We start from the raw sequence: 11,761 nt of genomic DNA, 5'->3' as shown, positions 1-11,761 counted from the left end.
CTCGCCGCGGCGCTCGTTACTGCTTCGAGCCCGCCTTTGGCACAGCAGGAGGGCGGCGTATGCCGGCCAGCCGAACTCCTCACGCGATTTGGAACCTGGACGAGCTACTCGGTCCCGCTCAGCCCGGCGAGTCCGACTCGCGTTCTTGCCCCTAAGGCGGACGGCAAGAACGCCGAAACAATGCGCGTCTTGATTGCCGCGACCGCATTGGGAAGTTCCCCTTGGGTGCTCATGATACGCGATCAGGCCGGCCATCTGATCGCTCAGATCGAGCGCTCAGACTTCGCCACCGCCGGGGCAACGGTGTGGACGGGGCGTCTTGAAGCTTCTTCGATCACGCTGAGCTTGCGCCGGGGGGATGCGCAAACGGAACTCGAGATCCGCGCGGCCATCGCTGATGCGGGATCGGCAGACGGGTCCGAAGCTTTCTCGTTGCAGGGCAAGGAGGCGACTTGGCGAAGCGTCTATCCTACGACCTCGATATTGGAGCGCGAAACCGCGGAAACGGTCGGTATATTGGTGGACAACACCTATGCGGAACCGCCGGAATCCTCTCCAGACAGTCGCGCGTCTTGGTGCTGCTCCGGCGTAATGGTCGGCTCCGACTTATTCCTGACCAATTGGCATTGTGCCGGGCCCAAGCAACGCTGGGACGGCGAGGTGCTGCAGAATGCGGTCATCGATCTCGCCTGGGAGAAGAGCTCGGTCCGACGGCAGTTCAGCGCCACCGACGTTGTCGCCAAGGATGTTGAACTCGATTACGCCATCTTGAGAGTGCGCCAGGCAATTGGCCTCAAGGGCGGTCGAACCATATTTCCTGCCCGGATATCGAGGGACCCGCTGATAGAATTCGAACCAGTGTCGCTGATCCACCACGCCAGCTGTCGACCAAAGCTGATCTCGGACAAATGTCGGGTGCAGAGCACCATGCGGCACGCCTGGACCGATCCGCAGGGGACCTCGGGAAAATATCCCGAACTAACGCATGATTGCGATTCAGAGCCGGGCGCGTCTGGCGGGCCAATATTCGATGCGAAAGGCCGACTGATCGCGATACATCACCTGGGGCACCAGAAGGTCGCTTCCGCCATGTGCCCTGCGGACAGAGTGAACAAAGCTGTCAAAATATCGGCAATCATGGCCCATGTTCGGGAAACCAAGCCAGGGGTCGCGGACGAGCTGGGCTGGTGAGGCCGCTCTGCCCGCCTATTCTCTGATGCTCGGGCGATCGCGCCTACATGTAGGCGCAGGGGACCTGCAACGCGACTTGTCCGACCGTGTCTTTGGCAAGCGCTGTAGTCATCCGAGGCCAACACACCTTGGTTGCGGGCCATCACCGCCTTACCGGATTCGGGCCGCCGTTCGCGGCGGCCGCTTCCTTCAAGAGGTTCGACGACGCAACGGTCGTGCTTGCTCCCTTCGCGGATCAACGGCATCGTCAAAAGCGGTAAAACTATAGCAGAAAGGGCAGATGCGGGGCTGCGCGCAAATAGAAGACTCTTAATCAGCGGGTCCTTGGTTCGAGCCCAAGTGCGTCCACCACCTTTTCAATGACTTAGCGCCCATCGCGAGCTGCGGTCACTTTCCAAGGTAGCATTTTAGGTAGCGGATGCCATGCGACGCCGCGAGACCTTTTTGCGCCGGGATGATGCGCTTCGCCCCCTCTCCTCTACCGGCTGCTTCTGGGCCTAGCGGCCAGTCCGATTCTGGTCCGGCAATCTCGATAGCTGATGTCCTTGGCTTCGCGCTCCCTCCCGGACTGGCCCCCGGCCAACACCCATATCGGCGTTCCTTGGAAAAAGCCCCACATGCCATATGGTAGCGCCGTGATGGCTTCGGGAGAGCTTTTTAGTTCCACTATCTAGGGGTGACGATGCCGGATCTGATTAAAAAGAGCCCTGAGGCTACTGCATGGATGACAGAAGCCCTCGCCGCTCATGCCGACCGGGCAGTGTTCGGGCGGGTCGCCAGTTCGGTAATTTGGTCGAATGCCACAGACACAAATGGGGCTTTGCTGATCCCGCTCGATCCCGTCCAACTCGCATCTAAAATCAATACCAACCCCTTTCCGTTGCTTCTGGGTCACGACCCAGGACGGCCGTTGGGGAAAGTGATCAGCGCTAAAGTCTTCGAGAATCCGACCGGCGAAGTTTTCGTCGCCGCGGTGCTCGGCTTCTATGACAACCCTCCAGCGCTGGGCTTTGGCGACCTGGGCATAGATGGAGCCGCTAGTGCGCCATCGCCGCCAATCTTGCCGGCGCTTCCGGCAGAGCTTCGGTTCCAACTCGCCGCCGATCCGCGGGAGGTTGACCTTGAATCATTGGACGACCTTGCCCGCGCAGCTCCGGTCCCCATCGATGTTCAAGCGCGGTCGAACAACGCTGCGGATCCGCTACATGCTTTTGTCACCGTGTCGGTGCTGTTCATGGCATTGGTCTGGAACCCCTTCGTCACGACGCTCGCCAACGAAGCCAGCAAAGATGCCTACGCGGCCATCCGAAAGTGGCTCAGAGAGTTGACCGCGCGTATCGGGGAACGCCAAGATCCCGTAGTTGAGATCCAGTCATTCCAAGGCGAATGTTGTATCTCGTTCATGTTCCGGGGTGGAAATGTCGCACGCCATTATAAGGCGCATGACACTCTACCCAACGCAGCCGCTCGCGCTGCCCATCTCGTCGCGCGGATTAAAGCGGGAGGGCTGAGCCCGGTTCGGCTCGTCTATGAATTTCACCCCCGTGATGACCTTTGGTATCCGTCTTTCGCCGAACTCAGTGACGGTCGCCTCGTGTCCGACAACGCCAAGCTGATTGCCGTCGAAAATCTACCGCCAGGTCTGAGTCTTGGAATTGTTCCAGCTAGCCCACCGGGGACCCGTAGCACCTGAATTTGGGCGGGGCCTGAACACGCTTTTCCCTTCCCATGCAACTGATGGGCCGAAGCACGAACATGACGTAATCGCGGGAGCGACGGCGATGTGACGCGTGCCGGAGATGTTCGGATATGTGGCGGTTGGCTGTCCCCCGATATGATGAAGAACGGGCTCACGATGATGACCGGGCCCAAGCATCGAACGGAGAACAGCCATGGAGCAGTATATCGGCCTCGACGTGTCCATGAAAGAGACTGCGGTTTCGATCCGCCAGGATGGCAAGAGGATTTGGCGCGGCAAGTGCGCCTCAGACCCGCAACTGCTTGCGGCGATGATCCGCAAGCGCGCGCCGCATGCCCGGCGGGTGGTGTTCGAGACGGGGCCGCTGTCGGTGTGGTTCTACCATGCCCTTACAGCCGAAGGTTTACCGGTGATCTGCATCGACGCACGGCATGCCAAGGCAGCGCTCGACATGGCGGCGAACAAGACCGACGCGAACGATGCCGACGGCCTGGCCCATCTGGCCGAGGTCGGCTTTTATCGGGAGGTCCGGGTGAAGGGCTTCGACAGCATGCTGATCCGCACGCTGGTCACGGCACGACGCCAGCTGCTGAAGATGCGGTTGCAGATATCCAACCAGATACGCGGCCTCATGAAGACGTTCGGCTTAGTCGTGCCCAAGGGCGCCGGCAGCGTGTTCGAACGCAACGTCCGGACTCTCTTGCAGGGTGAGGACAAGCTGGCGCGCATCGTCCTGCCGATGCTTCAAGCCTGGCGTGATATTAGGCTGCGGGTGGCGGAACTGAGCAAGCAGCTTGTCGCCACGGCAGGCGAGGATCAGCGCTGCCGCCTGCTCACCTCGGTGCCCGGCGTCGGCACCGTTACCGCTACTGCCTTCGTCGCTGCCGTGGAAGATCCGGCCAACTTCAAGAACTCGCGCGCTGTCGGCGCCTGGGTAGGGCTGACCACCCGACGCTTCCAATCCGGCGAAGTCGATCACGACGGGCATATCTCCCGTCGTGGCGACAACCAGTTGCGCAGCCTTCTATACGAAGCGGCCGCGGTCATCCTGAACCGATCGACGGATGCCAGCGTGTTACGAACCTGGGCGCTGGCGCTAAAGGAAAGGCTCGGCTTCAAGCGGGCCGCAGTAGCCCTTGCGCGGAAGCTGGCGGTGATCATGCACGCGATGCTGAAGACGGGCGAGTTGTTCGATCCACAAGCCGGGCCAAGCACCGCAGGCTGATCCTTGATCCTTTGTTCAACCCCATAGCGTCACCCGGACGCACCGAGCCGTCCCTGCCGGGACGCGGCTGAGATCATTCCGCGTAGCGGGAAGCAACTGCCCACTGGCAGATTGCGTCACGAACATAGGAAGGTCTCGCCGACGGAACCCATCCTGCGGCGATCAGTTTCGCATCGACCGCGTAGACGACCCTGTACCCGGCAAACCACATCGGTCAGGACGTATGAGCGACATGCACAACCCTTGACGCGCGAGCGATTAGACGACCCGCTGCGCGGGATTGGCGCTTGCGGTGAGGTAAGCCCAGGACTCCGAGCGCTTCACCTGGATTGAGCGGTGCCCGCCCCGGGCAGAACATTTCGACTCCTTCAACACGAGGAGTCGACCGATGAACGACCTGATACCCGTTATTGCCGCCAGCCCGCTTCGCCAGCGGCTGATCGACGACATGACCATGCGCCGGTTCAGCCACGAGACGCAGCGCAACTATATCCGCGACGTCGGGCGGTTCGCGACGTGGCTGGGGCGCTCGCCGCATACCGCGACGGCGGAGGATCTTCGCCGGTTCCAGATCGAGCAGCAGGATGCCGGCGTGCCCGCGCCGACGATGAACAGTATCGTCGCGGCGCTGCGGTTCTTCTTCACGCACACGCTCGACCGGCCCGACCTCGCGCGCAAGCTGATCCGCACCGCGCATGCCCGCAAGATCCCGGTGGTGCTGACCCTTGAGGAGATGACGCGGCTGCTCGAGGCGACCACTTGCCTCAAGCACCAGGCCGCACTGTCGGTCGCCTATGGCGCAGGCTTGCGCGTCGCCGAAGTCTCGCATCTCAAGGTACGCGATATCGACAGCGAGCGCATGCTGCTCCGTATCGAGCAGGGCAAGGGCGGACGATACCGCAACGCCATGCTGCCCGAAGGCCTGCTCGTGCTGCTGCGGGACTGGTGGCGCGCCGGGCGACAGCAGGGCGTGTTATACGCCGATGGCTGGCTCTTTCCGGGACGGAGAGCGATGGTGCCGATCAGCACGCGCCAGCTGTACCGGGTCGTCGTCGAGGCAGCCGAAGCGGCCGACATCGCCAAGCGCGTCGGGCCACACACCTTGCGGCACAGCTTCGCCACCCACCTGCTTGAGGACGGGGTCGATATCCGCGTCATTCAGGCGCTGCTCGGTCACGCCAAGCTCAACACCACCGCTTTCTATACCCAGGTGGCGACCAAGACGATGCGCGCGGTGACCAGTCCGCTCGACCGGCTGCTGCTTCCCGGGGGACCGCCTGACGGTTTAGGCCCGATGCGCGCCTCCATCGAGGTCGCCGACATCTTCCGGGCGGCAGGGCCTGCGTATCGCGCGACCCATGCCGGGCACCTGAGCCTGCACCAGCTCAAGATCATGTCGGCGGTCGAGCATTGCCGCACCGCTGCGATGGGTGGTCATGTCGAGGCCTGCACCGACTGCGGCCATTGGCGGATCTCCTATAATAGCTGTCGCAACCGGCACTGTCCCAAGTGCCAGGGCGCTGCCGCGCGCACCTGGCTGGCCGAGCGCGAGGCCGACCTGTTGCCGGTCGGCTACTTCCATGTCGTGTTCACGCTTCCGGCCGAGGTCGGCGCCATCGCCTTTCACAACAAGGCGCTGGTGTACGACCTGCTGTTCCGCGCGGCGGCCGACACGATGCAGATCATCGCCGCCGATCCCAAGCATCTCGGTGCCAGGATCGGCATCACCGCCGTGCTGCACACATGGGGATCGGCGCTGACGCATCACCCGCATATCCACATGATCGTGCCGGGTGGGGGCATCTCGCAGGGCGGAGAGCGCTGGGTCTCCGCGCGACCGGCGTTCCTCCTACCCGTGCGGGTGCTGGGCGCGCTGTTCCGCCGCCTTTTCCTGACGCGGCTGATCGCGCTCCACCAGGACGGTCGGCTCCGTTTTTATGGCAGCATGGCACCTCTCGCCGAACGCCGCGCATTCCTGCGCCACCTGTCGCCCGTCCGCAAAAAGCGATGGGTGGTCTATGCTAAGCCCCCGTTCGCCGGCCCCGAAGCGGTGCTCGCCTATCTGTCGCGCTACACCCACCGCGTCGCCATCTCGAGCAGCCGCCTCATCGGCTTCGACGAGGCGGGCGTCACGTTCCGCTACAAGGATTATCGCCGCAGCGGCACCGACCGCCAGCAGGTCATGACGCTCAGCCACGACGAGTTCATCCGCCGCTTCTTGCTGCATGCTCTGCCGCGCGGGTTCCACCGCATCCGCCATTATGGTCTGCTCGCCAGCGGCACGCGCAAGGGCAACCTCGAACGCGCCCGTGCCCTGCTGAACGTCGCGCCGCCGACCGACGATGCAATGGAGGAGCCGCCCGACGTCCGACCGCCATGCCCGTGCTGCGGCGGCCAGATGATCATCATCGAGATCCTCGAACGTAGATATCAACCGCGCGCGCCGCCGCCCTTCGTAACCGCAACCGGGAGATCGGCGTCGTGACCCGGCACGGCCCACCACGGATCGCTCCCGCAGCAACCATGCTTCGGGGAACGAGAGCGCCTGCACCGACCCCGCCCAAAAGCAGACGCAGACCCGCCAAAATCGGACGGTCTGCATTTACGCACCCTCATCGCCGTCCAAAAAGCGGACGATCCGCTCTCAAATACGTCCGCATATCGGCAGCGCCCACCAGCGCCCAGACCCGCCGAAAGTCGAAATCCCCATAGCGCACCGCCGGGCGCCCGCGGGTTCGGGCACCGCCGACTTTCCGACGCCTCACGGCGTCCGAAACTCTGAACGCTAGCGGCCAGTCCGCTCTTGGCCCGATAATCTCGATAGCTGGCATTCGCCGCAGGTCCATGCCAAACGCAGCACCGACCCCTTTCCAGCCGCTCAACCTGGCCAGCCAGCCAACCCGAATGCAGACGTGATCGACTTCAAGGTCTGAGTTTGAGATCGCGCTTCCTCGAGCGCTACTATCGTAGCGGGAGGACTTCGGGCGCTGAGGGCAAGATTACTAACCAAGTCTACCATCGAGGCCTCGTAGAGAGGCCCATGCAGCAAAGAACCAGCAACCCGGCCAATGCCATCCACAACCCCGTCGAGGAACCTCTGACGGGCTGTTGAGTGGAGACGCGCGGCTGCGGGACCAGCTCGAAACCGGACACCGATTTCGACGGCGAGGCGCGGCCTGCCCGCGCCCGCGCCTTGCGACTGCCCGCGTTGGCACCACTCATACGCGACGCCCGGGCAACCGAGGCGGTCCCCGGCACAGGCGCAGCAGCCACCGTGCCCATCCCCAGTTCGAGGCGTGTGGCGGTATCGGCATGCCAGTCGCCCCGTTCGACAGCGTCACGCATCGCGGCAACGAGCTTCGCGCGCGCCGCCGGATTAGCCTCCGCAAAGAAGCGGTCCAGCCCGAGATTATAGCGATCGCGCAAATAGACGTCGCGCACGGCCTCCCAGTCGCGATCGGTCACCAGATCGGGCTTCGTCGCTTCCCAGAGCGACATGGAATCGGTCAGGTCCGCCATGTAGCGCGCGCCGTTATAACCGCTCGCCTGCATGCCCTTGATCCATTCCGGGTTGAGATAGCGGCTGTCGCGCTCCCGCGCATAGAAACGGCTGAGCGTCTCGATCCGCACGTCGCCGGCGACCTGGCCATTGGCGACATAGGTTTCGATGTTGCGCCCGGTGCGCTGGCGCACCGCCATCGCCAGGCCACCAAGATAAGCGGCGGGCATCGGTGTATCGAGCAGGCCATAGGCGCTGGAGGAGCGGCTGAATATCGCGGCATCGACCCGCTCCAGATTGGCCGCGAAGGCGGTGCTGTCCGCTTCCCCGTCAATCCCGTCCCCATAAGCATGGCCCAGCCGCGCCTCGTAGAGCCGGTTCAGCCGCTCGGGGCTCCAGCCCTCGCGGTTGGCGAACTGGGTCGAGGGAGAATAGGCACCCGGCGCGGTCGAGAAAATCCGGCGCAGGGCGCGGCGCTCGGCGACATCTGCCGGCACCCCGGCCCGGCGTAGCGCGGCGATCCGCGCCCGGGTCTCGGCGCGAATGGGATTGTCCGGCTCTTCGGCGGCGGAGACCAGCGCGATCGCGCGCGCAATCAGACCAAGCTTGTCGCCGAAATGATCGCGATAGGTGCCCGAAGTGGTGACCAGCACATCGACGCGCGAACGGCCAAGCGCCGCGCGCGGTTCGAGTGCGACATCCACTACCTGGCCGCGCGAATTCCAGACAGGGCGCACGCCCAGCAGGCGGAAGATCTGGGCTTCGCTGGTGCCACCATTCTGCGCGGTCTCGCCCGACCACAGCACAAAAGCGACCTTGCGCGGCGGCTTGCCGGTTCGGGCGCGGTGCTGGGCGATCATGTCGTCGGCGAGCCTTGCCCCCGCCTGCCAAGCCGCCGGTGTCGGGATCGCGCGGACATCGAGCGTATAGGGATTGCGCCCGGCAGGCAGCGCATCGGGATTGCGGATCGCGTCCTGCATCGGCCCCGGCGCGACATAACCGCCGGACAGGGCCGCGATGATCGCATCTATCTCGCGCGGTGCCTGGGCGAGGCGTGCGGCATAGTCGCGCGCCTGCGTTGCCCGCGCCGGGGCGAGCGCCGCGTCGTCACCGGCGAGCAAGCGGGTCACCGCGACGAGGTCGGGCGCGGCGCCTCCGTTCCCGGCCAGCATCGCCTGGACGAGCCTTGCTGTGGTTACCGGATCAGGCGCCTGACCCAGGATATGGCCACCCACCGGCATCGGCGCAGCGGCAGCTTCCCGGAGATAGCGGCGAAGCGCCGGCTCGATCGCCGTCCAGGGCGCGCTTGCCGGATCGAAGTCGAGCGCCTCCCCTATCCCCGCGCGGTTGGCGGCATCGCGAATGGCCTGTTGGTCTAGAGGCTGGCCACCGAGCAGTTTCGCAATCGCCGCCAGATCCGGATTGAGCCCGGCACGGACGATCTCCGGCATGAAGCCGATGGTGACCGCATGGGTGCGCCGCTTGTTGCCCACCCCGCCATTGGCCTGGAGCGGCAGCGGCTGGATATGCGGCAGCGCGCCGATCAGCACAGCAACCGCATCGTCAGCCGCCGGGCCTTCCTGCTTGCCCGGCATCAGCGAGAGCTGGGTGAACATCGGCAGATAGGCATCGGCATGCTCGCCCTTCTGCATCCAGAGATGGAAGGCGAGATATTGGTGATGCGGCGGCAGTGCGCCCTTGGCCGCAAGCGCACCGGCATCGGCCTGAATGCCCCAGATCGGATGCGCGACCAGCGTCACCTTGCCGAAGCGCAGCGCCGGAATGACGATTTGGCCATCCACGGTCATGATCCTGCCTGGCGGCAGCCCCCAGCGCGCCTCGGTCGCGCGGCGGACCTCATCTGGCAGCGTGGCATACCAGTCGAGATAGGTTGCAAGCGGGATCGTGATCGCACCCTGCGCGATCCGTGCGCGCAGCGCCGTCCTGTCGCCCGTCCGGGTGCTCGACCCCGTCTCCGCCATCCGCTTCGACAGGGTCGCGACATCGGGGATCGGATCGGGCCCAACATCATAGCCCTCGGCACGCAGGCGGGTGAGCAGCGCGGCGATGCTCCCCTGCGCGTCCATATAGCTGTCGGGATCGCTGCCGACATCGGCCTCACCCGGCTCTTCATTGTGATAGGGGATGACGATGCGCTTTTCGGCGTTAGGCAAGCGGTGGAGCCGGGCCCAGGCCATTGCGCGGGCGACGCGCCAGCGCACCTGATCCGGCAGCGCGGCATAGCCGACCGCGCCATCGGGCGCGACCGCGCGGGCACCCACCACCATCGGCTCGACAATGCCCTCCAGCTCGCTCAGCGCGAGTTCGCCGGTCTGTTCGGGCGCGAACCCGCCCAGGCTATCGCGCCACGCCTCGGGCGTGCGGCGATAGTCGGTGGCACACATCAGCGGCGGGACACCGAGCCGCGCAGCCTCCGCCACCCCTGCCCTGGCATCGGCATAGTCTATCCGGTTCGCGCACAGGATGAGCGCATCGAGACGCTCGCCACCGAGCAGCGAGGATGCCAGGTCGCGTCCGCCTTCGCGCCAGATCGGCACCGGCATGCCGCCCTGCTTCTCGATCTCGAGGATCAGCGCCGAGACCACCGCCGCGTTGTTCGCCAATACCAGGCTACGATAGAACAGGATGCCGACGCGCGGCCGAGTGGCGGCATCAGGCAGGCGGCCGGTTTCCCACGCCAGATAATCGGAAAGCCTCGCGAACGGCGCTTTGGCTTCTGGATGCCACAGGGCGAGTTCAGGGAAGACCTTTGGTGCGGGGACCGGAATCGGAAGGCCCAGCAGGCGCGAGCCGGCATAGGCGAAGAGACCCCCATAATTGTCCTCGGTCGCATTGTCCCAATAGCGAGCGACATCGGGATGCGAAGCGGGATCGACGGTGCCGGTGATCGGCGTGCCTGCGCCAACAACCAGCACTTTGGTCCGTTTCTTGGCCGCTTCGATCTGCGCGGAGAAGTTGAGCAGGCGCGGCCCGGCGGCGTCGATCAGGACAAGGTCATAGGTGCCGAGATCGACGCCTTCGATGCTCGGCAGCAGCCCGCCGCCAAGACCGAAGAAGTCGATCGCCATACTGCCTTCCACCCGCTTCGCCGCGGCGCGGGCGATCGTCGGCATCTCGGCAATATGGATCGATACAAAGGCGATACGCGACCGCGTGGCCTGTGCCTGCACAGAGGCCGGCAGGATCAGCCCCGACAGCAACAGCAGCAGTGCGGCGATTGCTCTCACTTCGTGGCTCCAGCCTTGCTTTCGGGGACATAGACGACCTTGCCGTCGGGCAGCTGATAGGCGACGCCCAGCCGGTCGCCATCGCCGGAGAGCTTCTTGTCGCTCACCCGCTCGACCTTGATCGTCTTGCCGTCCTTGCGGACGATCTCCATCCGTCCGTCCGCAGTCGTCCGCGTCATCGTCCAGGACGATTGCGGATCAAGCATCGAGGGCGTGCCCATCATCGAATAGAGCGCGACCACCATCGCCACGATGAAAGCCAGGCTGATGTCGAACAGGTTGGCGACGCCGGACAGCGGGTCTTCCTGCCAGCTACCCTCGTCGCGGCGGCGGGCGAAGCGCAGGGCGCGCCGGCGGGTCACGCCTTGTCCTCCTCGCGGCGCAGTGCCCGCTCGGCATGGAAACGCACCGCATCGAGATCGCTGCGTGCCCAGCCCTCGCGCACCATCGCGATCAGATAGGCCACCACGCCCACCGCCAGGCCGACGACGGTGCTCGAAAAGGCGATCACCATGTTCGAGGCAAGCATCTGGAGATCACCCTTGGCCAGCCCCGACAATGCCGTCGCCATCGGGATCAACGTGCCCATCAGACCCAGCGACGGCCCCACCCGGATGGCGAAGCGGACCGTGTTGAGCGAGCGGGCGGCATCACTTTCGGCCCGTGCGACGACTTCCTCGATCGCGAGCTCGTCGTCATGGGCATTGCCCGTCAGCCCGGAATCGATCGCCGCGCGATAGCGATCCCGCGCCGGCCGCCGCCCGCGCAATCGCCCGACATAACTGCGCACGAACAGGCCGGTCGCCAGCGCCGTCCAGGCGACGACGCCGAGCAGGCCGATAACGACCGGGAGGAACAGCAGATCGGAGATCGCCGCCAGCGCGTCCTTCGCCCACATG

The 11,761-nt window shown here is 64.8% G+C and carries 7 protein-coding genes and 1 pseudogene; 5 read left to right on the top strand and 3 right to left on the bottom strand.

The features are described 5' to 3' along the window. Window positions 1-180 precede the first annotated feature (180 nt). From TS85_RS05280 to TS85_RS05270, 5 genes and pseudogenes are all read left to right on the top strand, one after another. Window positions 181-1,191, top strand: coding sequence for a trypsin-like serine peptidase (locus TS85_RS05280; protein WP_077228478.1), 1,011 nt, complete (start codon window positions 181-183; stop codon window positions 1,189-1,191). A 682-nt stretch (window positions 1,192-1,873) separates the two neighbouring features. Next, entirely contained in the window at window positions 1,874-2,884 is a 1,011-nt protein-coding gene (locus TS85_RS25250) for a hypothetical protein (protein WP_155006312.1), read from the top strand. A 199-nt stretch (window positions 2,885-3,083) separates the two neighbouring features. Continuing rightward, a complete protein-coding gene (locus tag TS85_RS05275) occupies window positions 3,084-4,115 on the top strand; it encodes an IS110 family RNA-guided transposase (RefSeq protein WP_044330851.1) in 1,032 nt (343 codons plus the stop codon). A 388-nt stretch (window positions 4,116-4,503) separates the two neighbouring features. Then, window positions 4,504-5,400: pseudogene (locus TS85_RS24515) on the top strand (tyrosine-type recombinase/integrase); the annotation flags it as partial. Window positions 5,401-5,409: 9 nt separating this feature from the next. Then, window positions 5,410-6,600, top strand: a complete 1,191-nt coding sequence (locus TS85_RS05270) for an IS91 family transposase (protein ID WP_044335915.1) — start codon at window positions 5,410-5,412, stop codon at window positions 6,598-6,600. Window positions 6,601-7,127: 527 nt separating this feature from the next. Here the strand turns inward: TS85_RS05270 and TS85_RS05265 are convergent. Genes TS85_RS05265 through TS85_RS05255 form a run of 3 tightly spaced genes read right to left on the bottom strand, consistent with a single transcriptional unit; the run spans window position 7,128 to window position 11,760 of the window. Beyond that, window positions 7,128-10,862 carry a cobaltochelatase subunit CobN gene (locus TS85_RS05265; protein WP_044330850.1) on the bottom strand — a complete coding sequence of 1,245 codons (3,735 nt, stop codon included), beginning with the start codon at window positions 10,860-10,862 and terminating at the stop codon, window positions 7,128-7,130. Beyond that, window positions 10,859-11,224, bottom strand: coding sequence for a DUF2149 domain-containing protein (locus tag TS85_RS05260; protein WP_044330849.1), 366 nt, complete (start codon window positions 11,222-11,224; stop codon window positions 10,859-10,861). The genes TS85_RS05265 and TS85_RS05260 overlap by 4 nt, the downstream gene beginning before the upstream one ends. Beyond that, complete coding sequence (locus TS85_RS05255) at window positions 11,221-11,760, bottom strand: MotA/TolQ/ExbB proton channel family protein (protein ID WP_044330848.1); 540 nt, start codon at window positions 11,758-11,760, stop codon at window positions 11,221-11,223. Before TS85_RS05255 ends, TS85_RS05260 begins: the two co-directional genes overlap by 4 nt. Window position 11,761 lies beyond the last annotated feature (1 nt).

This window comes from Sphingomonas hengshuiensis, from assembly GCF_000935025.1.
In the GTDB taxonomy this organism is placed as follows: Bacteria; Pseudomonadota; Alphaproteobacteria; order Sphingomonadales; family Sphingomonadaceae; genus Sphingomonas; species Sphingomonas hengshuiensis.
The sequence above is the reverse complement of the archived record's forward strand: the minus strand, read 5'-3'. Positions and strand labels throughout refer to the sequence as shown.